Origin of the sequence: Chryseobacterium formosum (assembly GCF_026460885.1) — a bacterium.
GTDB classification, from domain to species: Bacteria; Bacteroidota; Bacteroidia; order Flavobacteriales; family Weeksellaceae; genus Chryseobacterium; species Chryseobacterium formosus.
In genome coordinates this window covers 96094-119591 of the sequence record NZ_JAOVZW010000018.1, presented here as the reverse complement: position 1 = coordinate 119591, position 23498 = coordinate 96094, and the positions used below count along the sequence as shown (strand labels likewise).

The window sequence follows — 23498 nt, the reverse complement described above, 5'->3', positions numbered from 1 at the left end:
TCCGTGATGCATTTTGCGAAGTTTTAAATGGAGATTCGTCAATTCGAGTGTTTTTTCGTAACAAAGTGGAGAAAAAATGTATCGAGAATAGGGTTTATTCTTGCAATTACAAGCTTCTCGATACGATTTTCTTTAAAAATCTACTCGAAGTGACGGAAACTTCTCAAAATACAAAACGGGCTAACAATAGTTTCAATTAATTATTTAAAAGTTGATGAAAAATACTATTAAACAATACCTAAGTAAAAGAATGAATAAAATCAACATTTTATCATTACTTACGTTGATGAGTGTAGGGGTTTCGGCACAAAGCATCCCCAATCCTGATATTGAATTATACACCACCTGTCCAACGCAGCAATCAAGGTTTGCCGGTAATGTTCAAAGCTGGGTGTCTTCTTTGGGAGCGATGGCAGGAACTCCGGATTACTATAACTCTTGCGGAGTATTTAATCTGTCTTCTTACCCAACACCTATCTTGCCTCAGAGCGGAGTCGGGTTTGCCGGAATTTATGCAGAGTTCAACAGTACCTTTACTGATTACAAAGAATATTTTACGGCGCAGTTTTCAACTCCTTTGGTAAGTGGTACTACTTATTCATTTTCCTTCTACACCAATCATCTATATGGTGCAGCACCTACAAGTTTTACTCCTGCGGGAGTTAACCTTACTGATTTACCGGCTGCAGAGCAGGGATATTTAGGATTGGTTTTTTCTGCGGCGGTTCCTGCTGCTACAAACACAGGGAACGGCGGTGGCGGAAACCCGAGATACAATTCCATTAGAAATGATTTTGGAATCGGCAGAGCATTAATTCCCAATACCAATACAGATGTTTACGGAGCAGTATCCCGTAACAATTGGGTAAAAGTAACCCTAAGCTACACTTCGGTAGGAGGAGAACAATACATGACTGTAGGACAGTTCAGACCCGGAGGAACAAGTTTAGCTGCATCAAACGGAGCGTATTATCTGTTTGATAATTTTTCGGTTTCCACATGCAAGGCAGGGAATACAGCGCCGGTGCTCCAGTAGAATAATCTTTTAGTAGAAAACAATAATTAATCAATCAGGTGAAAATATGATTGAAAAGGCACGTTACAGAAAATTAAATATAAAATAACACAGTGATGAATTTTAAAAGGATACATATCGGTGAGATCATTGAAAAAAGAGTGAAGGAAACCCAGGTTGATATGATAAGGGCATGTAATTTTTTGAAATGCTCTGAAAAGGATATTATAGAAACATATAAGTTAGAAAGTATAGACTCTCAACAACTTCTTAAATGGAGCAAGTTATTGCATTATGATTTTTTCAGAATTTATTCACAACACATTTTATTGTTTTCTTCTACTGCAAAAGAGACTGTAAAAAGCGATAAGACCTCCTTACCTCAGTTCAGGAAAAACATTTATACCAAAGAAATTATTGAGTTTATCCTCAACCAAATAAACTCGGGGGAAAAGACTCGGCAAGAAGTCATTAATACCTATCATATCCCTAAAACCACTTTATACAAATGGTTTTCAAAATACAATACAGATGGAATTGAGTAATTCACTCATAACCCAAACCGAAATTTCACCAATAATCACCCTAACATTGAAAAACACATTATGAAAGAATTAAAACAACCCAATTATAAAAAAATATTCGAAGATATCATTGCTGAAAAATGTCCGGAGCGAAGAGAAGAATTTAGCAATCTTTTACAAAAAGAAAACCTTTCGATTATGAATGTGATTGAGCTAAATAATAAAATATTCGGATTAAAAGATAGAGATACACTCACCTTCAATCAAAAGCATAGGTCTTATGATCAGGAAGCTATCCTTCAGATTTTGGCATATCAAAACAAAGAGAAGCTCAACAATGCTCAGCTTGCCAATCATTTTAAACTGAGCAGAAATACAGTGAGCAAATGGAGAAGACTGTATAAAACTCTTGAGAACTAAAAAACTGATTCTTTATAGGGATTTGTATTGTATTCCCCACAATATCAGCAATGCAAAGGAGGATTTTTTTTCAGCTAAAAAGAGGATGATTTAATAGTAGATGAAATGAACAAGTCAGGAAAGATAAGCCTCTAAAATATATCCATACCGTACAATAACAATGACTAAAGACATACAGAAACTCAAAAAACTGATTAATGAAAATCTGGGTAAATCTAAAACTGAAATACAAATAGTTTTTGGAACACCTTCTAAAAAATCAGATGATGGAGTTTGGTTTTATAGGAAGTTTCATTTAAGTCCTTATAAAGATGAAATACTATTCATTTTTGATGATGATGTGGTGGTAGATATTTGTACCAATAAATATTTTCTTTGGAGGGAAGTAAAAAGCATTTTTTATATGGAGGGTCAAAATCCGGAATATAAAGAAGTTTCTTTTTTTAATTAAATCTCTTTGAGGATTCACTAAATATCGATTATAAAGAGTTTAGAAGACTTTGATCTTTTAAATTTTGAATAAATGTATTATTAAATTAAAAACACCAATGAGCAAAATAAATAATTTGAGAAGCGAAGAAATTATTGGTAAGTATTTCTCATTTTTAGACAATCATTTGAAGAATGTGGTGGATGGAAGCTCTCAAAAGTTTTTAACATTAAAAAAAATCTCCACTGAAATTGCAATATCTCATCAACATCTCATAGATATTGTAAAAACACATACAGGAAAATCACCGCGCTATTTTTATGAAACAAAAATATTGGAAGAAGCAAAAAAAATGCTGACGGATCAGAATATGAGACCTGCAGCTGTTGCCAAAAACCTTACCTACGACCCTTCTAATTTCTCCAAATTCTTTAAAAAATGGACAGGTAAAACTCCACGACAGTATAAAAAGATAAACTTGTGATCCTTGTAGCTTACTGCAATATTATCAGAGACAAATAGGGGACAAAATTGTATGAATTAATATAAAATGATGTCAACTAAATTAAAGTATAGAAACGGAAAAAGCCCTATTAATAGAGCTTTTTTTAATGTAGTTCAATTCCATTTTGTAGTCTATAGGAGAATCGAACTCCTGTTGCAAGGATGAAAACCTTGAGTCCTAACCACTAGACGAATAGACCAAATTTTGAGGTCGCAAAAGTATTGATAAACTTTTAAACTTCAAAATCACAAAGGTTATTTAAAATTCTTCTGAATAACTGTATTTTTTATTCCCTTGCCTTCCAACTCTTTCTGAAGCTTTACGGCATCTTCCAAGGTGTAAACTTTTCCGTAGGTGTAGTAGAACATTCCGTTTGATTTGTTTCTTTCTACATCTTTTAATGTCTGAAGAATAAACGAATTGGCGCTCAATTTATCTTTTCCTACATACACTTCAATATTATAATATCCGATGCTCAGTTTTTGATTTGGCATAAATCCTACCGCATAAGAATTTCTGAAACCTGCATCTTTGGCAGTTTTTAAGTTAATATCTTTTACAGAAGCCATGTTGGTAACTCCGTAATAATATTTGTACAATCCGTTTTCTTTGATTGGTAAAATATAGTTTAAACCTCTCAATTCAGGATCTCCATCGTTGTATTTTACAGGCATTGTCATCAATAAAATTCTGAAATCGTTCTTCAATGCAACTTCTGCAGGTTTTTCAGGCTCAGGTTTTTTAACTATTTGAGGAGTTCCAGATTTTCTGTCAACTGCTTTTTTATAGTCAATAATGGCTTTGTAAATATTTTCGGCAGTCTCTTCCTGACCTTTTTCTGAATTTAAGAAAGCTGCATCATCATAATTATTTACAAAGCCTGTCTCGATAAGAATTGATGGCATCGCACTTCTTCTTAAAATGTGAAGGTTTTCCTGCTTTACACCTCTTGAAAAACGACCGCTTTTTTCGAAATTTCCTTCTACGAAACTTCCAACGATTAAGCTGTTTTCGAGGTATTTACTTTGCTGAAGTTTTAATGCAATTAAAGATTCGGGAGAAGAGGCGTCGTACGAAGCAAAGGTTTCTTTATCTTTTTCATCAAGATAAATTACGCTGTTTTCCTGTTTTGCCACTTCAAGATTTTCTCTGTTTTGAGCAGGTCCCTGTACAAAAGTTTCCGTACCTCTTGCTGTTGCAGACCTGCTTGGCGAAGAATTAACGTGCACTGAAATAAATAAATCTGCTTTACTTCTGTTTGCAGTATTCGTTCTGTCGGTTAATGAAGGATATTCATCAATCTTTCTGGTGTAAATTACTTTAAAATCTTTATTTTTTTCAAGCATTGCTCCCAATTTAAGAACAATTCCCAAGGTAACATACTTTTCCTGAACAAGACCTAGATCCGGATAATTTCGGTTGGCTCCGTTGTCACTTCCCCCATGTCCTGCGTCCAAAACGACCGTGAATTTTTTCTGAGCTAAGATAAATGTGGAAGAGAATATGAGGAGAAATGCTAAAATTGTTTTAAAATTTAGTTTGTACATCTTACAGTTTTAAAAATTATATTAATTTTGAGCCAAATTATACAAAATAAAATTGGACAAAACCGTCTTCAAAAATATATTACAAATTTTAATTATCCTAATTTTTAACAGTTTTTTAGCACAGGAAAGTCCTAAAAGACCAATTAAAGCTACGATAATTAATGATACCATTTCCAAAAAGGATACCACAGTTGCAGCAAAAGAATCTCTTGAGGATGTTTTAGACTACAAAGCTGATGATATTCGTAGAGATGTCCCGAAAAAAATGATTTATCTGAACAAAAATGCTCAGGTAAAATATCAGGATATGCAGATTGATGCAGATTATATATCAATTGACGAAGAGCGAAACATATTTTTTGCCCGCGGAAAGCTAGATTCTTTAGGCAAAGTATTTGAGTGGGCTCAGGTAAATCAGGGTGGAAAAAAGTATGAAGTAGAAAGCTTTAGTTATAATACAAAAACTAGAGAAGCCATTGCTTACAATGCAAGAACTGAAGAAAGCGAAGGTTTAATTGTAGCTGATAAAACCAAAAAATACAACGATTCTGTTTTTGTGATGCGTCACGCAGAATTTACAACAGATACTTATTACATCTCCAAAAAAGATACAAGACCCGATTATCACCTTTTGGCATCTTATATTAAAATGCAGAAAGGGAAGGAGAGTTCAACTTTAATTGTTGGCCCAGCTCAAATGTATATTGAAGATGTTCCCACACCTTTAGTAATGCCATTTGCGATCTTGCCTTTTTCAAGTAAAAGATCTGCGGGTATTTTGATTCCTAGTTTTGGGGAAAGAGAAGATGTTGGTTTCTTCCTGAATGGAATTGGCTATTATCAACCGATCGGAGAGCATTTCGACCTTAAAGTTCTTGCAGATGTTTATACAAAAGGAAGCTGGAATTTACGGCCTGAAGTAAATTATCTTAAAAAATACAGATACACAGGTAACTTTTCAGCAGATATTGGAAGTACAGTTCGTGGAATTAAAGGTTTGAGCAATTATTCAAAAACAGGAACGTACAGAATTGCTTGGAGACATACTCAGGATGCAAAAGCAAATCCTTTTCTTACATTTTCTGCCTCTGTGGATATGACGAGTACTTCTTTTTACAATAATACAGTTAATAATAACTTTATTATGGATCAAAGTGTCTTGAGAACACAACAAAACTCAACGCTTTCATTAACTAAAAGATTTTTAAAGCTTCCTGCAACGATTACCAGTACAGCTTCATACTCTCAGAATTTTGCAGATGGAAGTGCAAGTTTGCGTTTGCCTCAAATGAACGTAGCCATCAATCAGTTTTATTTATTTAAATCAAAAACAGGTGTAAGATCTGGTTTGCTGGAGAATATTACCGTAAATACAGGTTTAAATTTAACAAATTCTGTAGTTACAGAGTCTGGTGAGATGTTTACCGATGCAATGTGGGATAAATTGCAGACTGGTTTGAAAAATAATATCGCTTTAGGAACCAATACTACATTTGCAAAATATTTTACATTTAGTTTAGGAGCAAATATTGATAATGCATTAACAACAAAGACACTTACCAAATACTACGACCCGGTTATCAATATTGAGGTTGATCAGTTCAATAAAAAGATTGCAGGTTACAGTACTTTTTCTACTACCGCAAGTGTGCAGACTCAGCTTTATGGAATGCTGAATTTTAAAAAAGGATCTGCGATTGAGGCAATCAGACACATGGTTACGCCAAGTATTGGTTTTACCTATTCACCAGATTTTGGAGGTTCTCAGTTTGGTTACACCCGAAATTATTATAATGCGAATGGCGCTTTAACTCCGTATTCTATTTTTGATCAGGGAATTGTTGGGTCACCTTCTACAGGTATGGTTGGAGCATTAAGTTACAGCATAGGTAATAACGTCGAGATGAAAGTAAGGTCTAAAAGCGATTCTACCGGTGTGAAAAAAATGAAATTGTTTGAATCTTTAAACATTAGTGGAAACTACAATTTTGCTGCAAAAGACCATCCTTGGTCAATTATTTCTGTGAACGGACAATCTTCTTTCTTTGATAATAAATTAAGCGTTAATACAAGTTTAACAATAGATCCGTACAAAATTTTGTTTGCTCCGGGATCAGATACAGGAATCAGAACTGAAGATTTTGGTTCATTCAGTGTGCAAGGTTTCAATATGCAGGTTTCTTATCCTTTAAGCAATGAATTATTTGGGGAGAAAAAGGACTACTCTAAAGTATATTCTCAAAAAGGAGAAATTCGAAATGAAAATTATTTCTTCGATGATGATAATTATGCTCATTTCGAACAAGCCTGGACTTTAAATGTGAATGCAAATTACCAATATTCCCGAAATCTTTCGAGAACAGCCACAAAAATGGCTTCAATTGGTTTAGATGGAAGTCTTAAGTTAACTCCTTACTGGAATATCAACGGAAGTACGCATTACGATATGGTTTCAAAAGAATTGGCATATACAAGAATTGGTTTCTCGAGAGATCAGCGAAGTTTTACGATAAATTTCAACTGGGTTCCTTTCGGGCAGTACAAAGTGTATGATTTCTTTATCGGAATTAAAGCTAATATCTTAAGTGATGCATTGAAATATAAAGACAGAAGTTTTACTCAACCTAATGCTCCTTTCTAAAGTCATACTGATTTTACAATTTAAATTTTATCTTTGCACCCAGAGTAGATAAATCTATACATGAAAAAAATAATCAACACAATAAATGCTCCTGCGGCAATCGGACCTTATTCTCAGGCAAATCTTGCAAACGGAGTTTTGTATATCTCAGGACAAATTCCTATAGATCCTGCAACAGGTAAGTTAGTAGAAGGTATTGAAAAAGAAACACATCAGGTAATGAAAAATCTTGAGGCGATTCTTACAGAAGCCGGGATGACATTTAAAAATGTTGCAAAAGCTAGTATTTTCCTAAAAAGTATGGATGATTTTGCGGTGATGAATGATATTTATGCATCATACCTTGATGCTGAAAGTTTCCCCGCTCGTGAAACGGTACAGGTTTCTTGTCTTCCTAAAAATGTTGACATCGAAATTTCTATGATTGCACATCAGGATTAATGAGTTTTATAAGAAATACATTTGCTGTTTTGGTGGGTCTTGCGATTGCAGGGCTTATTATTACGCTTGGCATAAGAGCATTTCCCAAGTGGGTTACCTTTGAAGCATTCGCTCCTTTTGAGCATTGGCAGAGATTTTTAGAAAGCATGAAAAATAACGATGCTTTCTTTGGTTTTTTGCTGTTTATTTCAGGATTGGGAACTACAGTTGGAGGTGTTGTTACTGCCATGATTGTAAAATATGCTAAAGTAGCTTATGCAATTCTTATTGGTTTCATCATGCTGTTTATTGCAATGCTTGATGTAATTATTCTTCCTTATCATCCTACATTTTATAAAATTTCTATTTTCCTTGTCTTTTTTCCATTTGCTTGGATGGGTGGGAAAATCGTTGAGGTAATTTATGAAAGAAATAAAAAGAAAAGAATTGCTGAGAAAATGAATAAGAAATAAAAAATTCATTTCAGAAAATAAAAAAACGCTGCAGATTTTGCAGCGTTTTTCGTTTATGTACTTTACTTATTAAGGCATTTTAAATCCTCTGGTATAATTTCTACCGTAGTCGTCCATATATTTTATCTGAACTGTTCCTGAGAATTTACCTAAGATATTTTCTACATCTTTTTGAGAATTAACAGGTTTTCCGTTGATATCTGTAATGATGTAATTGTCTACAATTCCGGCTTTGGCCATTTCGCCTCCTTCGATAACGTTTTTAGCAACAATTCCGCTGGTAAGACCATAGTAAGATTTTGTTCTGTCATCCAAGCTTTGGAATTCGGCTCCAATTTTTTCAGTTACGCTTAGATCAGCTTTTGTTCTTGCTGAGGTTCCACCTTTTTGGTCTTTTAAAGTTACTGTTGTTAAAGTTTCTTTACCATTTCTGGAATAAGTTAACTGTACTTTATCTCCTGGTCTTTTGCTTCCGATTGAGATTGATAAGTCTGCAAAATCTGTAATTTCTACACCGTCTACTTTTGTAATGATATCACCAATTTTCAGACCTGCATCTTCGGCTCCGCTACTTGCAGAGAAACCTGTAACGTAAACTCCGGATCCTGGTTTAAGATTTGTCTTTTTATCTTTATTATAAGCTGCAACCAATTGATCGTTTGATAAATCGATAGATGTTACACCCAAGAAACCTCTTTGTACAATACCAAATTTCTTAATGTCTTCAATAATTTTTCTTGCTAAATTCGCTGGAACGGCAAAACCATATCCTTGGTAATATCCGTTTGTAGAAGAAATCGCAGAGTTAATTCCAATTAAATCTCCGTTTACGTTCACCAAAGCTCCTCCAGAGTTTCCAGGGTTAATCGCTGCATCTGTTTGTATAAAACTTTCAATTGGGTTAGCTGCTTTTCCTTGTCCGCTCAAAATTCCTATACCCCTTCCTTTTGCTGAAATAATTCCCGCTGTTACCGTAGAATTTAATCCAAGAGGGTTACCCACTGCTAAAACCCATTGTCCAACTTCGATGTTGTCCGAATTGGCAAAATTTAAAAATGGCAGTCCTTTTTCCTCGATTTTTAGTAAGGAAATATCTGTATTGGGATCAGTACCTACTAAAGTTGCGATGTAAGATTTTTTATTGCTTAAAACAACTTCAAGCTTATTCGCTCCTGCAACAACGTGATTGTTTGAAATGATATATCCATCCGGCGAAATAATTACTCCTGAACCTAATCCTGAAGGCATATTGTCAGGTGATTGCTGTTGCTGTCTTTGTTGACCTCTGTCTCCAAAAGGATTTCCAAAGAAATGCTCAAACAAATCTTGCTCTGAAGCTCTGCTTGTCGCCCTGTTTTGATAATTTTTAATCGTAACAACCGCCGGAACTGTTGTTTTTGATGCTTTCACAAAATCGTCTCCCACATTTGCGGTATTCATGCCGACAAAAGATGCGTTATTCGACTTTGTAAAATAAGATTGGTCTCCGCTATTAGAATCGTGACCTAAGTATTGTTGTACACCGACTGTTGTTGCTCCTGAAAGCACTCCAACTACGGCAAATGGTAATAGTTTTTTAAATGTACTCTTCATTGTATGTCTTCTTTGTTTGTTTAATTGTTGTTTTTATCTACACAAATTTAATGCTAAATAAGTATGTAAATACTCTTAAGTGTTTCATTTTTAACTAAAATTTAACGACAATTATGCCATTTTATAGTTTATGTAATAATTTTGCTGTTAGTTTAACACTGCTTAAAAAATTATTAAAGACAAAATGTCATAGTTATAGATTGCTAAAAGTGTCAAAAGGTTAAATTTCCGATTGAAAGATATGTCAAAATGTGCTTCATGTCATGCTAAAGTCATTTTAAAATTTTCTTACCTTTGCAAAAATTATTTTTCTCACTTAAAACGTTTATAGCATGCAACTGTACAACACCTTAAGCGCAGAAGAAAGAGCTCAACTTATTGATGAAGCTGGTAAGGAACGTCTTACATTGTCTTTCTATGCGTATGCCAATCTTTCAGATCCCCAAAAATTCCGTAACGATTTATTTATAGCCTGGAATGCACTTGATACACTCGGTCGTATTTATGTTGCCAAAGAAGGTATCAACGCTCAAATGAGTATTCCTGCAGAAAATTTTGAAGCTTTCCGAGAGACTTTAGAAGTTTATGATTTTATGAAAGGTATTCGTTTGAATGTGGCAGTTGAGCAGGATAATCACTCTTTTTTAAAATTAACAATAAAAGTTAGAAACAAAATTGTTGCCGATGGTTTGAATGACGAAACTTTTGATGTAACCAATAAAGGAGTTCACTTAAAAGCTCAAGAATTCAACAATATGTTGGAAGATCCAAACACGATTGTAGTAGATTTTAGAAATCATTATGAAAGTGAAGTTGGGCATTTTGAAGGAGCAATTACTCCGGATGTTGAAAATTTCAGAGAAAGTTTGCCGATTATTAACGAGCAATTACAGGATTTTAAAGAAGATAAAAACTTATTAATGTATTGCACCGGTGGAATCCGTTGTGAAAAAGCGAGTGCATATTTTAAGCATCAAGGTTTTAAAAATGTTTTCCAGTTAGAAGGCGGAATTATTGAATATACCCGTCAAATTAAAGAAGAAAATATTGAAAGTAAATTTATCGGGAAAAACTTCGTATTTGATCACCGTTTAGGCGAAAGAATTACAGACGATATCATTTCAAAATGCCACCAATGCGGAAAACCTTGCGATAATCATACAAACTGTGCAAATGATGCTTGTCACCTTTTGTTTATACAATGTGATGATTGTAAAGTTGCGATGGAAAATACTTGTTCAACAGAATGTTTAGACATCACGCATTTACCTGTTGAAGAACAATTGAGATTAAGAAAAGGCTTGCAAGTTGGAAATAAAGTATTCAGAAAGGGTAAATCTGATGCTTTAACATTTAAAAATTCTGGAGATTTATCAACTCAGACTTTAGCAAAGGCGGCAAAAACTGAAACAAAAGATATTCGTCAGAAAATTAAGATTAAGAAAGTTTTGGTTGGAAAAGTTGAACATTATTACACAAAATCTAAAATCGGACAGTTTCTAATTGAAAAAGAGCTTTCTGTTGGTGACAAAGTTTTAATTTCAGGATCTACTACAGGAGAACAAGAATTAACGATTACTGAGCTTCATGTAAACGGAAATACTGTTGAAACTGCAAATATCGGTGATCAAATTACATTTGAAATTCCTTTTAGAGTGCGTTTGTCAGATAAAATGTATAAAATTCTTTAGAATTAAACATATTTGGATAAAATAGATTTAAATTTATTCATCTAAAACTATAAAGTTGCGTTTCTCAGGAACGCAACTTTTTTTAAATTTGAAAATGAAGAAATCTGAAATCAGAAAATTGTATCTGCAAAAACGAAAAGCTTTATCATCCGATGAGATTTTTTCTCTTTCAGAAAATATTTTTAAAAATTTTATTGATTATTTCAAACCAATTTCCGGACAGAAAGTACATGTTTTCATTCCAATTGAGAAATTTAACGAAATACGAACACAGATTTTCATCGACTATTTTTTAAGTCGAAATATTCAGGTTTTTGTTCCTAAAATCGTCGATACAAAATTGATTTCGGTCGAAATTTTTACTGAATCAAAATTTGAAGTTAATAGTTGGGGTATTTCTGAGCCAATTTCTATTGAAGATTCCGAAATTTCAGACTTTGATTTTGTAATTACACCTTTGCTGTATTGTGATTCTAATGGAAATAGAGTAGGTTACGGGAAAGGTTTTTACGATCATTTTTTTGAAAATATTTCAAAAGAAACAAAAAAAATCGGAGTTAATTATTTTAACCCCGAAGCTATGGTTGAAGATGTTTGGAAAAATGACATTCCCTTAGATTATCTTGTTACGCCAACTGATGTGCTGTCTTTTTTAGGCTGAGAATAAATGCTGATAAAATAAAACTTAAACTCCTTTTTCTCCTTTGAAATCAATGTGTAACGTGCATTTCTTTCAAATGTTCCGATGGGTTTATTTTTACTGTCAAAATATTCTACGTTAAATTTAGCAAGATCCAAAGTATCCTGATTCTGTACTTCTTTGTACACTTGCAGATTGTTAACCTTGATTGTTTTTACTTTTAAGCTGTCTAATTCTCTAAATAAAGGTTTAAGCGTCAAACTATCGGGATTATGAAAATATCCCTGCATTTGAGAGTAAATTGTATTGTCAATCTCTGTGTTTTTATTTCCTGAAAGATAGAGCGTAGAAAGTTCAAGCAGTTGCTGTACTTTCTGGGTGGTAATATCTTTAATTACCTGAGCGCTGTCCATCTGCACAGCCGGATATGACTTTGTATTATTGCTGGTTCTTAATTTTTCAAGATCACTTACGGTTGGTTCTTCTTTCTTTACGCAAGAAGTAAATAAGCCCATCAATAGGATGAAAATCCATAGTTTATTTGCTGTTTTCATGGGTCGATATTTTGAATTTAATAGATACTATTTTGCCTTTTTCTTTTTTCATCTCAATTACATTAAGGTTTTTTAAGGCAGTAGTAGGTGTGGTTACTAGTGTTATGTATTTTTGTTTGTCGAGTGACTCTAAACCGTAAACATCGCTGTCATAAACCTGTGTAATAACAGCTTCATTACTGATAAGATTTTCTAATTGTTTTCTTTTTTGTTTGATTAACTCCTCAGAATTTTCTCCATTGATGTCTTTCATAGAGAAATAATAAAGCGCCATCTTATAATCATCAGGTTTTAGCTCAATGGTTTCTTGTTCAGGTGCATTTTCAAGAGTTCTGTTGACTTCAAGATTTTCATAAGTCGTAGAACTAATCTGCATTTTCAGCGTTTTGTCTTTAGTTTGGTATTTGAAACATTCACCTGGTTTTATTCTGTATAAAATAGGAGATTCGTTTTCTTTAATAACTTTTATTTCAATATCTCTTTGTACGCTTAGATTTCTATCAGCATCAGTAAAACAATACACGTAATTTTTTTGAAAAATTTCGTCTTTGAAACCTAAAAGTCCTAATAAGACCACAAAAATTGATGTTGCGGCAATCCAAGCGGTTCTTTGATAATTCTTTTTTACCAGTTTTATTTGTGATTTTTCAGTTATATCTGAATTTATTGTATTTTGTTCAATGTGTTGATTTTCAGTATTGATTTCTTGTAAAATAGTAGTTTCTTCTGCTTTAAACTCTGTTTTTTTAGGTTCTTCTTCAGTTTTAGGTAAGTTTAATGCGCTTGAAACTGTTTTTTCAAGTTCTTTCATTTCATCATCACTTAAATCTTTATCATCTGTCAATAATTCTCCTGCAAAAAGATGGCTCTTTTTAAAGTCGTACCAAGAGTTGTAACCCGTATAAATACTCAATAAATTAAGCATGTCAATACGTGGTAATTTTGAAACCGGAGAAGATTTAAAGTAAGTGTAAAAAGACTTTTCGCTGATGTTACCTTTAGCCTTTTTTCTAAGGTCTTCCTGAAAATAGATAATATCAATACCCTTCCATTTTGAAATTTCATCATAGGAAGGGTTATATTCTTTCAAATATTGAGCTTGAACGTCCTTTTTAAGTTGCTCAAAATGTAAGAGGTCTAGATCTGTCACTTTTTAAAAAAGTAGTTAAAATGTTGATTTTCAGTTTATCTTATTTGTAAAACTATTTTACAAAGTTATTACAATTATTTTTCATAAACAAATTTTACATCTGCTATACCTTTGTCTTGTTCAAATAACCGAACAGAGAAAAAGATTTAAAAAAACAATATTAACAAATTAAATTTAATTTATTATGAAAAAGTCATTATTCGTAGCTGCTATCGCTGCAATCTCTTTAGTTGCTTGTAAAAAAGGTGAAGCTACAACTTCAACTGATTCTGTAGAAGCTAACAAAGATTCAGTAGTTACTGCTATCGATTCTACTAAAGATGCTGCTGTAGATTCTATCAAAACTACTGCTGATGTTGCTGTTGATTCAGTAAAAGCTGACGCTAAAGTTGCTACTGAAGCTGCTAAAGGTGAAGCTAAGAAAGAAGAAGCTAAACACTAATCAGCTCCGACTTAAAATAAAAGAACCGTTTCACTCAGTGAGACGGTTTTTTTATGTCTTATAATTTTAAAGCTTAAGACTTTTTCTGTTTCAAAGTTTCGTAACAAGTAATTGCAACGGCATTACTCAAATTTAAAGAATCAATACTTCCGCTCATAGGAATTAAAGTATTTTGCCCTTTTCCATACCAGAAATCACTTAATCCAGAATGTTCTGTTCCAAATAAAACTGCTGAACGTTTCTTGAAATCCCTTTTGTATAAATCTTCGGAAGTTTCATCCATTATTGTTGTGTAGATATTGAAATCTTGTTTTTGTAAGAATTCATACACTTCATTATTTTCTCCCTGAAAAATTTCCATCCCAAAAAGACAGCCTACACTTGAACGAATAACATTTGGATTATAAAAATCGGTTTTTCCGTCCGCAACAATCAATGCGTCAATTCCAAATGCTTCACAGCTTCTCAAAATTGCACCCAAATTTCCTGGTTTTTCAACACCTTCTACAATAATGATCGTAGAATCTTTTTTAGGTTTAAAATCATTTAAATTTGATTCTTTAGCTTTGTAAATTCCGATGATTCCTTCAGAACTTCCACGATAAGCAATTTTTTCATACACTTTATCGGTTACAAAATGAGTTTTTTCAGTAGGAAGTTTTCCTTTGAAAATATTTTCACAGATAAAAAACTCAACTGGTTCGAAATCGTATTTCTGTGCTCTTTCGTTTTCTTGTTGTCCTTCAACAACAAAAACAACTGATTTTTTTCTAAATCGGTTGTCTGTAAGAAGTTTTGTAATGTGTTTTATCTTTTCGTTTTGGAAGCTCTCGATAATCATGATTAATGAATAATAAATGATAATTGATGCAAAAATAATTTTTAAAAATCATTTAACCATCATAAATCCTCATTTATACTGTTGATTAGACTTTGTGGAAGCTCTTTTTTGTTTTTAATTCCTAAAGATTTTAGTTTTTGGGTTTGAGAAATTAAGTTGTCGTTTCCAGTTGATAATTGCTTGAAAGCGTCATTATAAACATTTTTTGCCTGATCGATATTCTTGCCTACTTTCTCAAGATTTTCTATGAAACCTGCAAACTTGTCATACAGCTTTGCTCCACGATCTGCGATTTCCATAGAGTTTCTGTTTTGATACTCTCTTTTCCAAAGGTCAGCAATCAATTTTAAGGAAGTAATAAGATTGCTTGGATTTAAAAGTAAAATTCTTTTTTCATAAGCAAAATTCCAAAGATTTTGGTCGGCCTGCATTGCTGCAATATATGCTGGTTCGCTCGGAATAAACATCATTACGAAGTCCAATGATTTTCCATAATCGTCGTAAGCTTTTTGACTTAGTTGATTGATGTGAGTTTTGATAGAAGACAAATGTTGGTTCACTTTGATTTGGTAAATATCTGAATCTGTTTCGTCAACTAATTCTGTAAAAGCGGTAAGAGAAACTTTAGAATCAATAATCACATTTCTCTCGTCGGGATACTTTACAACGGCATCCGGACGCATTTTTTTACCCGAAAATTCTGAAAATAAAGCCTTGTTGTCTTCATCTTTAAGTTCATGCTCCAGAAAATATTCTCTTCCCTTTACCAGGCCAGATTTTTCCAGAATACTTTCCAGGATCATTTCTCCCCAATTCCCCTGAGTTTTACTTTCGCCTTTTAAAGCTCGGGTTAATTTTTTTGCGTCTTCAGAAATTTGTTGATTGAGTAAGGATAATTCTTTTACTTTTTCGCCCAATGAAAAACGTTCTTTGTTTTCCTTTTCGTAAACTTCGTTAACCTTGTTTTTTAAATCGGTTATTTTTTCCTGAAAAGGATCGAGGATGTTTTTTAAATTATTTTGATTAAGTGTTGTAAACTTTTCAGTTTTCTCCTCTAAAATTTTATTCGCTAAATTTTCAAATTGCAATTTCCCTTCTTCCTGAATTCTTTTTGTTTCTTCTTTCTGAGCTTTAAGAAAAGTATTTTCGGCAGAAACTTTTGCAAATTCTGCCTTTAAATCATTTAAAAGATCTGATTGTTGAAGATTGTTTTCTTTTTCATTTTTGATAATTTGATCTAATTCCCTAATTTTAGTGTTGGAATTCTCTAAATCTGCATTTGATTTAATATGGGAATTATTTATTTCATCATAAGAGTTTCTTGAAATCATCGTAGATTTCAAAACAAAGTAAATAATAATAGCTCCGACAATTCCTCCGGCAAAACATCCGATGATAAGATAAGTGATTTCCATTTTTCAAAATTACAAAACAATAAAATAGCTTCTTTGAGGAAAACCTTAATGTTGATAAATTAAGTTGTCTTCGTTTGTTCTAAAATCTCAATATTTTTCACAACATCATTGCTTTCGCATTTCTTTAATTCTTTTGCTAAAGATGATGAAAGTAATTTCGGATTTAAAATCTGTGAAGCAACTTTCGCTGCTGCGTAATCTACAATATGGATAACCGAATCTTTCAGAAAATTTGGAGTATTTGAAGAAATTACTGCGGTTGCCCAGGAAGTATCTCTAGCTTTTGAAATGGCAAAATCTAAAACTGCATTGTCTTTTCCGTTTGAAAGTTTGTCGATGAGATTGACGGGATAGCAGATTTTATTTAAAGAATCCTGAACATTTTGATTAATCGAAGAAATCACAGAATTGATTCTTTCAAAATCGGTTTTCAGCGGATTGATTTTTCGGTAAGGCATAATCGATGCAGCGGAAATTCCCAAATCTAAATTGATGTGAGCATTTATTCCCAAAAAGATGTGCTGAAGAATTAAAAGGTCTTTGTTTTTTGTTGCCTCAAAAGCTAAATACCACGAATTGCTGCATTTTCTACCTTTAGAATAATTTTCCCACGCGTCAAGATAACGACTTGCAAAAGCAACATCCATCATTGTCATTCTCGGATTGTCTTCAAATTTTTTCTGCTGAATTCCTTTCAAAACCTGAGCAGTCATAATTCTGTAAGTACACGCAAAATATCCAACCGGACTTTGGTTTGTTTTGCTCCAGAGAATAATTTCATCTAATTTTTTCAGAACTTCTTCGATGGTTTTCATGATGGTTTAGTTTTATTTAAAGATAAGAAAAAACCTCAAAGATTTGCGAAATTGAATTTTCAGTTATTTTTGTAAAATGTAAATTTTATTTTGTTGTCTTTAATATCTAAAACTCCAGATGTGGGATTTTGAAAATAAATTTTTTGATGATTTTCTGATTCTTTTAAAATCTGTGGTGAGTCGTTTAAAATTAATCCATCCAATGTTTGAACCGTTTTAAACTTATTGTTTTTAATCTCAGAAATGGTAAGTGATTCGTCCGTAATGTCTTTTATCACTGAATAGAGTTTGTCTTTGTAGGAAAAACTTGTAAGAATAATCACTCCGGTAGAATCTGCAATTCTTGTTGTTCCTAAATCGGTTTCAGCTTCGTATTCTCTAGTTAGTATTTCAGGATGAAAGAGTGGTAATTTTGATGTAAGTTCTAATTTTTCAGGATTTGTTATTTCTAAAACAGAAGAACTTTCATATAAATGAGCCAAAGTATTAGAAATATAATATTTGCCATTGATTTTATTTACTGAAACGGCACAAGTAGAACGTGCATGGCAAATTTCTCCATTGTGTTTATTTTTAAAATAAATGGTTCCGCCCCATTCTCCAGAACAACTATTCCATACTTCATATTTTTCATCTTGAAAAAGTAAGCCGTAAGGTTTCCAGCTTTTTATTTGTTTTAATTCTTGGACAATATTTTTATCAACAGTTTCTGTTGTATATTCAAAAACTTTTGGTTCTTGCTCTTTCTTGCAATTAATTAAAACTAACAGAAAAAGTAAGATGCTGTAAGATTTCATAAACAAAAGGTTTAAGGATTTTCTTTCGCAATCTCGTCATGATGTTTCAAATACAAAGGCAAAGCTGCAGAACCATACCAAGAAAATATTTCATAATTGAAAATTCCGGCAGCAACAGCGGGGTCGGTTTTCACCCAAGACTCGGCTTCTTCTTTTGATTTTGTGTTAAAAATAAACATTCCACGATAGTTTTCTTTATTCTTTTCCAAGAACGGACCGGCAACTGTGATTTTTCCTTCTTTGGCAAGCTTTCCGATGTTTTCCATGTGACCTTTCATCAGTTCGGCTTTTTTATCTTTATCATCAATTTTTGCAGTTCCGGTGGTGAGCATTACAATTGTGTAGCCTTTCATTCCGTATTTGTCTGCACCTAAAGAATCTGCCAATTTTTGATTAAATGTAATCTTAGAATTTGAAGAAACACCATCTTTTCCAGATTTGCCATTTTGTGCTTTTGTCTGAATCGAGCAGGAAACTAAAGTGAAGATAATTCCGCTAAGTAGAAATAAATTTTTCATCATCTTGAAGTTTTATAATAAGTTTATTAGCAACTATAAATGTCGGAAGTTTTAGCTAATTGTAGAATAAATAATTTTCAGTTTATGCCATTTACCATTTTTAAATTCAAAAATGGCAGTTTCACTATACGCACTCAAGTATCCTGAATACATGTAATAGGAAAAAATAACTCTGTTTTTATCTTTTAAAAATATTGGCTTATTGATATGTAATATTGGAGTGTATTTTTTGATGTAATTCTGATATTCGCTAGATGCTTCATGTGAGATATATTCCTTTGCTTTTGAAATGCTTATTTTTCTTAAAGAGTCTGTTTTTTTATCTTGCCAATCACTAAATTTATTATTTTCTTTTCTCAAGGAATCAGAATTGATGATTTTTTGCGTGAAGTTTTTTCTGTTAAGAGAATATTCTTTCTTATCAGTAATTTGTTGTTTCAGAAAAATTAAATCTTCATTGGTAAATAAAGAATCCTGTTGAGTTTTTGTGATAATCCATCTCTCAGGTTTTAATAGAATTGAATTTTTTTCAAGTTTGTTACCATAAAATTTTGTGCTCTTTACAAATGAAGGTAAATCATTTTTGTGATCTAAGTTTTCAATGAAAAACTGAGTAAAATTATTTATTTGTTCTTCATTGAAAACATCGATATTCTCAAATTCATTATGATAATTACCTCTTTTATTACAAGAAAAAAGAAGCAATATTATGATAACAAAATGTTTAATTCGCATTTGATTTTAAGATGAAAGTTAATCTTTAATTCTCAAAAACTCCTTTGCTAATTCAATCATTTTTGGATCGCCTGTATATTTCCCGTGTTCGTCTGATAGTTTTACTGTAGGAATCCATTCTTTGTTTGTGGCTTGTACACCGATTAATTTCATCACGATATTCATTGGTTTTAAACCGACATCGTTGGTCAGATTAGTTCCTATTCCGAAAGAAACTCCTATTTTTCCTTTGCAGTAATTGGTAATTTCTTCGACTTTTTCAAGATTCAGATTATCTGAGAAAATAATATATTTAAATAAAGGATTAATTCCGTGACGCTGATAATGCGCAATGGTTTTGTCTGCAAATTCTAATGGGTCACCGCTGTCATGACGAACTCCATCAAAAAGTTTTGCGAATTTTTTGTCAAATTGCTGGAAGAAAACATCTGTTGTATAGGTGTCAGAAAGTGCAACTCCCAAATCACCTCGATAAACATCAACCCAATGTTCAAGGGCTAATTCGTTTGCCATTTTAAATCCAAACTCTGCTCCATGAAACATAAACCATTCGTGAGCATGGGTTCCGATTGGTTTTACATTATATTTCATCGCAAAATGTACGTTAGAACTTCCAATAAACGTAGAATCTTTTTTCTGTGTTAAAGCTTCCATTACAAGATTTTGTACTTTGTGAGAATGTCTTCTTCGTGTTCCGAATTCTGCGAAAGTAACGCCAAGTTTATTTAAAGAATCTGCTTTTTCAAGAGTTTTATTCATTACGACTTCGTTGGAATCTCTTTCCATGTGATTCATTTCGTAGTGAAGTTCGCTGATTAAGGCTAATAAAGGAACTTCCCAAAGAATTGTTCTGTACCAAAGCCCTTCAACAGTAACCGATAAATCATTTCCTGTTTGTACAATTTTTACTTCTGACGGATCGTAATGATAACCTTCAAGAAAATCTAAATACGGCAAATCTAAATACGGACAGGTTTTAGCTAAAAACTTTTTCTCGTCTTTTGTGAGCTTAAGTTCTGCCATTTTGTTGACGATTTCTTTTAAAGAATGGTCGAAACCTTCAGGAAAATGATGTTTTCCACGATTGATAAATTCGTATTTTACAATTTGACTTGGAAACAATTTGACCACCGCATTTTGCATGGTGATTTTATAGAAATCGTTGTCGAGAATAGAGTTTAAATGTATATTTTGCATATTGTGTAATTTTAACACAAATTTAGTTATTTAAAAATAAAAATCGTCTAAATGTAAGACGATTTTTTCTAATATAAGTTTGGTTTTTGTCCAGTTTACTTTCCTAAGTACGAATTGTACATCCAAACTTCTTTTTCCTGTTCGGTAATGTAATCGCTCATTTGTGAATTTGTTCCTTCATCTCCGGCTTTTTCCGTGATGTCTAAAAGCTCTCTTTGTAAATCGATGACAATCTTGAAAGAATTTAGAATAATTTCGACGCTTTTATTTCCGTCGCTTACTTCTTTGCTTTCTTTAATTGTAGAAACCGTTAAATAATCTGAGTAATTATGAGCCGGAGTTGCGCCAAGTGTAAGAATTCTTTCTGCGATTTCGTCAATTTTTAAAACTAAACTGTTGTAAAGTTCTTCAAATTTTGGGTGTAATGTGAAAAATTGTTCTCCTTTAATATTCCAGTGTGAACCTCTTGTGTTTTGATAAAAAACGGAGTAGTTGGCTAAAAGTACATTCAGCTTCTCTGAAATGTTTTTGCAATCGGATTCTTCAAGACCGATAATGTTGGCATTTTTCATAAGTTTATTTATTTGTGATTTTAGAAGGAAATATTGTGCCATAAAACTGATTAATCTGATAGAAGTTGACTATGGCAAGTTTTTAAAAATTGTCTGAATAAGATTTCTTATTATTGTGAAAAAATATACAGAAAGCAATGTTTAAGTACAAAGTTTTAGCGGTCTTAATAGTAATCATTTATTTTATACAGCCATTTTTCTTTTCAAATGGCGGGATTGGAGCAGATAGTCTTTCTTATTTTGGAATTGCTGTTGATTTGCCGCATCCTGAAACCAATCTTTTTCCTTTGGGTTATCCTGTGATGTTGAGAATGATTTATAATCTTGTAGGCGATTGGTGTTGGACGGCCAGAATTCTGAGTCTGCTTTTTATGATCATTATTTTAAGCTTTTCATATTTTAAAAAGTTTTATTTCAGAGAAACTGTCTTATTATTCACAGGAAAAACCTGCTTTTTTGTCTTTACTCAGGCAATGTCTGAAGAGCCTTTTATTTTCTTCTTATATTTTCTTTTCTATTTTTTATATCAATTGTTTTCTGAAGAAAAAAAAGATTATAAAAATGCAATTTATGCTTCCGTAATGTTGATTTGTATGTTTCTGGTAAGGTATTCCGGTATCTATATATATGCATCAATATTGGTTTTCTTTTTATTGTTGTTTTTTAAGCTGAAAATTAAACTGTATTTCAAGCCTTTTACGTTGTTTGTTTTTTTGTCTGGATTGGGAATTGGTTCTTATTTATTATTTAATTATTTGCATTTCGGAAGTTTTACCGGTGAAAATTTACGTGGTGCTCCGATGGGAAGATCTCCAATATTTATATTGAGAAGTATTTTAGGTGTGACAAATGTTGTCGATCCTTTTATTGGGATAAAACCGGCATCTAATAGTTTTTTAAGTATAACATTTCAATTTTTTGTTTTTTTAATAGATGTTTGTCTATTTATTTATATGCTGAAATTTCTTAAAAAGGCTAAAAATGATTCAAATTATTACTTTCATATATTTTTGTGGATTATAACGTTTGTATATTCGATAGCTTTATTTGTTTCTGGTTGGTTTCAACAGATAGAGGAGATGAATGTGAGAATGTTGGCCGCCGCAAATGTTGCAATCTTTTTCTCGTTTCTTATTTTATATTTTAAATATTCAATATCCGATAAATGGATTTGGAGAATTGGATGTTTCTTCTTTGCTTTTCTTACAGTTTATAATTTAAAAGATCCGAGTAATTTCCTGAAAAATAAAAATAAAATCGAGCCTCAGATGTCACGTTTTGTTGGTAAGAAGTATTTGTTTAATGACGAAAAAAATAAAGTTACAACCACAAATTATCATATTCCTGTTATTAATAAATCTTTCAATTATATCCACACCAATAAGCAAATAGGAAGCATTAAAGAAAATATTATTGGGTCTTTAAATCCTAAAATAAAATGGTTGATGCAGGACACTATAAAAGATAAGTCTAAAGTTTTATATACTTCAGAAATAAATTTTTCGACACAATAGATTCTTTAGATTATCATGAAATGACAACGTAAGTTTCTGTTAATTAATTTTTAAGAATATAAATAATTTATTCGCAACTACTTGTAGATTAAAAAATTATTACTACTTTTGCACCCTAAAATAAAAGCAATTAAATGCCTACTATTCAACAATTAGTTAGAAAAGGAAGAGTCGCACTTACCAAGAAGAGTAAATCGGCTGCACTTGATTCTTGTCCACAAAGACGAGGTGTATGTACGAGAGTATATACTACCACACCTAAGAAACCTAACTCTGCACTTAGAAAAGTTGCAAGGGTAAGACTTTCAAACGGTAAAGAAGTTAACGCCTATATCCCAGGTGAAGGACATAATCTTCAAGAGCACTCGATAGTATTGGTACGCGGGGGGAGAGTAAAAGATTTACCAGGAGTAAGATACCACATCGTAAGAGGTGCGTTGGATACTGCTGGAGTAAGCGGAAGAACTCAAAGAAGATCTAAGTACGGAGCTAAGAGACCTAAGCCAGGTCAAGCTGCAGCTGCACCGGCTAAAGGAAAGAAAAAATAATCATTAAATAAGGTACAGAAACAATGAGAAAGACAAAAGCGAAAAAAAGACCGTTGTTACCAGATCCAAAGTTTAATGATCAATTGGTAACTAGATTTGTAAACAACTTGATGCTTGACGGTAAGAAGTCAATCGCATTCAAAATATTCTATGATGCTTTAGAGATCGTAGAAACTAAAAAAGGAGAAACTGAAAAGACTGCACTAGAAATCTGGAAAGATGCATTAACTAACGTTATGCCTCACGTAGAAGTACGTTCTAGAAGAGTAGGTGGAGCTAACTTTCAGATTCCTATGCCAATCAGAGCTGACAGAAAAATTTCTATGGCAATGAAATGGTTGATCCTTTACTCTAAAAAGAGAAATGATAAGTCAATGGCTTTGAAATTGGCTAACGAAGTTGTAGCTGCTTCAAGAGAAGAAGGTGCTGCTTATAAGAAAAAATCTGATACTCACAAAATGGCGGAAGCTAACAAAGCTTTCTCACACTTTAAATTCTAAT

Annotated in this window: 26 protein-coding genes and 1 tRNA gene; 14 read left to right on the top strand and 13 right to left on the bottom strand. The window is 32.6% G+C overall.

Annotated features, from left to right (window positions below):
• Positions 1-250 precede the first annotated feature (250 nt).
• The 5 genes from OF897_RS15110 to OF897_RS15090 all read left to right on the top strand — a co-directional run bounded on the left by OF897_RS15110 (position 251) and on the right by OF897_RS15090 (position 2873).
• Complete coding sequence (locus OF897_RS15110; RefSeq protein WP_267266509.1) at positions 251-1036, top strand: hypothetical protein; 786 nt, start codon at positions 251-253, stop codon at positions 1034-1036.
• A 95-nt stretch (positions 1037-1131) separates the two neighbouring features.
• On the top strand, positions 1132-1560 hold the full coding sequence (locus OF897_RS15105) for a transposase (protein ID WP_267266508.1): 429 nt from the start codon (positions 1132-1134) through the stop codon (positions 1558-1560).
• A 60-nt stretch (positions 1561-1620) separates the two neighbouring features.
• Positions 1621-1959 (top strand): helix-turn-helix domain-containing protein, encoded by a 339-nt coding sequence (locus OF897_RS15100; protein ID WP_267266507.1) that lies wholly within the window; start codon positions 1621-1623, stop codon positions 1957-1959.
• 160 nt (positions 1960-2119) lie between these two features.
• Positions 2120-2410: a hypothetical protein gene (locus OF897_RS15095; RefSeq protein ID WP_267266506.1), complete on the top strand. Its 291-nt coding sequence runs from the start codon at positions 2120-2122 to the stop codon at positions 2408-2410.
• 97 nt (positions 2411-2507) lie between these two features.
• Positions 2508-2873 (top strand): helix-turn-helix domain-containing protein, encoded by a 366-nt coding sequence (locus OF897_RS15090; protein WP_267266505.1) that lies wholly within the window; start codon positions 2508-2510, stop codon positions 2871-2873.
• Between the two features lie 148 nt (positions 2874-3021).
• Here OF897_RS15090 and OF897_RS15085 read toward each other — a convergent pair.
• A tRNA-Glu gene (locus OF897_RS15085) sits at positions 3022-3093 on the bottom strand.
• Positions 3094-3148: 55 nt separating this feature from the next.
• Positions 3149-4441 carry an N-acetylmuramoyl-L-alanine amidase family protein gene (locus OF897_RS15080; protein ID WP_267266504.1) on the bottom strand — a complete coding sequence of 431 codons (1293 nt, stop codon included), beginning with the start codon at positions 4439-4441 and terminating at the stop codon, positions 3149-3151.
• Between the two features lie 52 nt (positions 4442-4493).
• Between OF897_RS15080 and OF897_RS15075 the strand changes: the two genes are divergently transcribed.
• Genes OF897_RS15075 through OF897_RS15065 form a run of 3 tightly spaced genes read left to right on the top strand, consistent with a single transcriptional unit; the run spans position 4494 to position 7975 of the window.
• Positions 4494-7082: a putative LPS assembly protein LptD gene (locus OF897_RS15075; RefSeq protein WP_267266503.1), complete on the top strand. Its 2589-nt coding sequence runs from the start codon at positions 4494-4496 to the stop codon at positions 7080-7082.
• 60 nt (positions 7083-7142) lie between these two features.
• Positions 7143-7523 (top strand): RidA family protein, encoded by a 381-nt coding sequence (locus tag OF897_RS15070; protein ID WP_267266502.1) that lies wholly within the window; start codon positions 7143-7145, stop codon positions 7521-7523.
• Positions 7523-7975 (top strand): hypothetical protein, encoded by a 453-nt coding sequence (locus tag OF897_RS15065; RefSeq protein ID WP_267266501.1) that lies wholly within the window; start codon positions 7523-7525, stop codon positions 7973-7975. The genes OF897_RS15070 and OF897_RS15065 overlap by 1 nt, the downstream gene beginning before the upstream one ends.
• Positions 7976-8044: 69 nt before the next feature.
• Here OF897_RS15065 and OF897_RS15060 read toward each other — a convergent pair whose 3' ends face one another.
• Positions 8045-9568, bottom strand: coding sequence for a trypsin-like peptidase domain-containing protein (locus OF897_RS15060; protein ID WP_267266500.1), 1524 nt, complete (start codon positions 9566-9568; stop codon positions 8045-8047).
• Positions 9569-9900: 332 nt separating this feature from the next.
• Here OF897_RS15060 and trhO point away from each other — a divergent pair, with 332 nt between their 5' ends.
• Positions 9901-11259, top strand: coding sequence for an oxygen-dependent tRNA uridine(34) hydroxylase TrhO (trhO, locus tag OF897_RS15055; RefSeq protein ID WP_267266499.1), 1359 nt, complete (start codon positions 9901-9903; stop codon positions 11257-11259).
• Positions 11260-11353: 94 nt separating this feature from the next.
• A complete protein-coding gene (locus OF897_RS15050; protein ID WP_267266498.1) occupies positions 11354-11920 on the top strand; it encodes a 5-formyltetrahydrofolate cyclo-ligase in 567 nt (188 codons plus the stop codon).
• Here the strand turns inward: OF897_RS15050 and OF897_RS15045 are convergent.
• Both OF897_RS15045 and OF897_RS15040 read right to left on the bottom strand, forming a co-directional pair.
• Positions 11878-12453 (bottom strand): hypothetical protein, encoded by a 576-nt coding sequence (locus tag OF897_RS15045; protein ID WP_267266497.1) that lies wholly within the window; start codon positions 12451-12453, stop codon positions 11878-11880. The genes OF897_RS15050 and OF897_RS15045 overlap by 43 nt on opposite strands.
• Complete coding sequence (locus tag OF897_RS15040; RefSeq protein WP_267266496.1) at positions 12437-13603, bottom strand: hypothetical protein; 1167 nt, start codon at positions 13601-13603, stop codon at positions 12437-12439. Before OF897_RS15040 ends, OF897_RS15045 begins: the two co-directional genes overlap by 17 nt.
• Before the next feature lie 184 nt (positions 13604-13787).
• Between OF897_RS15040 and OF897_RS15035 the strand changes: the two genes are divergently transcribed.
• Positions 13788-14045: a hypothetical protein gene (locus OF897_RS15035; RefSeq protein WP_267266495.1), complete on the top strand. Its 258-nt coding sequence runs from the start codon at positions 13788-13790 to the stop codon at positions 14043-14045.
• A 73-nt stretch (positions 14046-14118) separates the two neighbouring features.
• On the opposite strand, the gene OF897_RS15030 is transcribed toward OF897_RS15035, so the two are convergent.
• From OF897_RS15030 to OF897_RS14995, 8 genes are all read right to left on the bottom strand, one after another.
• Positions 14119-14886: a TrmH family RNA methyltransferase gene (locus tag OF897_RS15030; protein WP_267266494.1), complete on the bottom strand. Its 768-nt coding sequence runs from the start codon at positions 14884-14886 to the stop codon at positions 14119-14121.
• Between the two features lie 59 nt (positions 14887-14945).
• Positions 14946-16301: a DNA recombination protein RmuC gene (rmuC, locus tag OF897_RS15025; protein WP_267266493.1), complete on the bottom strand. Its 1356-nt coding sequence runs from the start codon at positions 16299-16301 to the stop codon at positions 14946-14948.
• Between the two features lie 59 nt (positions 16302-16360).
• The gene (locus OF897_RS15020; protein ID WP_267266492.1) at positions 16361-17116 is read right to left on the bottom strand and encodes a DUF5995 family protein; all 756 of its coding nucleotides are present in this window, start codon (positions 17114-17116) and stop codon (positions 16361-16363) included.
• 59 nt (positions 17117-17175) lie between these two features.
• Entirely contained in the window at positions 17176-17913 is a 738-nt protein-coding gene (locus OF897_RS15015; RefSeq protein WP_267266491.1) for a hypothetical protein, read from the bottom strand.
• A gap of 11 nt (positions 17914-17924) precedes the next feature.
• The gene (locus tag OF897_RS15010) at positions 17925-18431 is read right to left on the bottom strand and encodes a YciI family protein (RefSeq protein WP_267266490.1); all 507 of its coding nucleotides are present in this window, start codon (positions 18429-18431) and stop codon (positions 17925-17927) included.
• A 51-nt stretch (positions 18432-18482) separates the two neighbouring features.
• On the bottom strand, positions 18483-19166 hold the full coding sequence (locus tag OF897_RS15005; RefSeq protein ID WP_267266489.1) for a hypothetical protein: 684 nt from the start codon (positions 19164-19166) through the stop codon (positions 18483-18485).
• 18 nt (positions 19167-19184) lie between these two features.
• A complete protein-coding gene (gene pncB / locus OF897_RS15000) occupies positions 19185-20363 on the bottom strand; it encodes a nicotinate phosphoribosyltransferase (protein WP_267266488.1) in 1179 nt (392 codons plus the stop codon).
• 95 nt (positions 20364-20458) lie between these two features.
• A complete protein-coding gene (locus OF897_RS14995; protein ID WP_267266487.1) occupies positions 20459-20935 on the bottom strand; it encodes a Dps family protein in 477 nt (158 codons plus the stop codon).
• A gap of 137 nt (positions 20936-21072) precedes the next feature.
• Between OF897_RS14995 and OF897_RS14990 the strand changes: the two genes are divergently transcribed.
• The 3 genes from OF897_RS14990 to rpsG all read left to right on the top strand — a co-directional run bounded on the left by OF897_RS14990 (position 21073) and on the right by rpsG (position 23497).
• Positions 21073-22449, top strand: a complete 1377-nt coding sequence (locus OF897_RS14990; protein WP_267266486.1) for a hypothetical protein — start codon at positions 21073-21075, stop codon at positions 22447-22449.
• A gap of 134 nt (positions 22450-22583) precedes the next feature.
• Positions 22584-22997 (top strand): 30S ribosomal protein S12, encoded by a 414-nt coding sequence (gene rpsL, locus OF897_RS14985; RefSeq protein ID WP_027383325.1) that lies wholly within the window; start codon positions 22584-22586, stop codon positions 22995-22997.
• A gap of 23 nt (positions 22998-23020) precedes the next feature.
• Positions 23021-23497, top strand: coding sequence for a 30S ribosomal protein S7 (gene rpsG / locus OF897_RS14980; protein WP_055987532.1), 477 nt, complete (start codon positions 23021-23023; stop codon positions 23495-23497).
• Position 23498 lies beyond the last annotated feature (1 nt).

Coding starts and splice junctions, on each gene's coding strand:
- OF897_RS15045 (WP_267266497.1), bottom strand. CDS start 12,453: ATGAAAACAGCAAATAAACTATGGATTTTCATCCTATTGATGGGCTTA.
- OF897_RS15070 (WP_267266502.1), top strand. CDS start 7,143: ATGAAAAAAATAATCAACACAATAAATGCTCCTGCGGCAATCGGACCT.
- pncB (WP_267266488.1), bottom strand. CDS start 20,363: ATGCAAAATATACATTTAAACTCTATTCTCGACAACGATTTCTATAAA.
- OF897_RS15035 (WP_267266495.1), top strand. CDS start 13,788: ATGAAAAAGTCATTATTCGTAGCTGCTATCGCTGCAATCTCTTTAGTT.
- OF897_RS15090 (WP_267266505.1), top strand. CDS start 2,508: ATGAGCAAAATAAATAATTTGAGAAGCGAAGAAATTATTGGTAAGTAT.
- OF897_RS15005 (WP_267266489.1), bottom strand. CDS start 19,166: ATGCGAATTAAACATTTTGTTATCATAATATTGCTTCTTTTTTCTTGT.
- trhO (WP_267266499.1), top strand. CDS start 9,901: ATGCAACTGTACAACACCTTAAGCGCAGAAGAAAGAGCTCAACTTATT.
- OF897_RS15050 (WP_267266498.1), top strand. CDS start 11,354: ATGAAGAAATCTGAAATCAGAAAATTGTATCTGCAAAAACGAAAAGCT.
- OF897_RS15020 (WP_267266492.1), bottom strand. CDS start 17,116: ATGAAAACCATCGAAGAAGTTCTGAAAAAATTAGATGAAATTATTCTC.
- OF897_RS15105 (WP_267266508.1), top strand. CDS start 1,132: ATGAATTTTAAAAGGATACATATCGGTGAGATCATTGAAAAAAGAGTG.
- OF897_RS15030 (WP_267266494.1), bottom strand. CDS start 14,886: ATGATTATCGAGAGCTTCCAAAACGAAAAGATAAAACACATTACAAAA.
- rmuC (WP_267266493.1), bottom strand. CDS start 16,301: ATGGAAATCACTTATCTTATCATCGGATGTTTTGCCGGAGGAATTGTC.
- OF897_RS15065 (WP_267266501.1), top strand. CDS start 7,523: ATGAGTTTTATAAGAAATACATTTGCTGTTTTGGTGGGTCTTGCGATT.
- OF897_RS15095 (WP_267266506.1), top strand. CDS start 2,120: ATGACTAAAGACATACAGAAACTCAAAAAACTGATTAATGAAAATCTG.
- OF897_RS15100 (WP_267266507.1), top strand. CDS start 1,621: ATGAAAGAATTAAAACAACCCAATTATAAAAAAATATTCGAAGATATC.
- rpsG (WP_055987532.1), top strand. CDS start 23,021: ATGAGAAAGACAAAAGCGAAAAAAAGACCGTTGTTACCAGATCCAAAG.
- rpsL (WP_027383325.1), top strand. CDS start 22,584: ATGCCTACTATTCAACAATTAGTTAGAAAAGGAAGAGTCGCACTTACC.
- OF897_RS15080 (WP_267266504.1), bottom strand. CDS start 4,441: ATGTACAAACTAAATTTTAAAACAATTTTAGCATTTCTCCTCATATTC.
- OF897_RS15015 (WP_267266491.1), bottom strand. CDS start 17,913: ATGAAATCTTACAGCATCTTACTTTTTCTGTTAGTTTTAATTAATTGC.
- OF897_RS14995 (WP_267266487.1), bottom strand. CDS start 20,935: ATGAAAAATGCCAACATTATCGGTCTTGAAGAATCCGATTGCAAAAAC.
- OF897_RS15110 (WP_267266509.1), top strand. CDS start 251: ATGAATAAAATCAACATTTTATCATTACTTACGTTGATGAGTGTAGGG.
- OF897_RS15060 (WP_267266500.1), bottom strand. CDS start 9,568: ATGAAGAGTACATTTAAAAAACTATTACCATTTGCCGTAGTTGGAGTG.
- OF897_RS15010 (WP_267266490.1), bottom strand. CDS start 18,431: ATGAAAAATTTATTTCTACTTAGCGGAATTATCTTCACTTTAGTTTCC.
- OF897_RS14990 (WP_267266486.1), top strand. CDS start 21,073: ATGTTTAAGTACAAAGTTTTAGCGGTCTTAATAGTAATCATTTATTTT.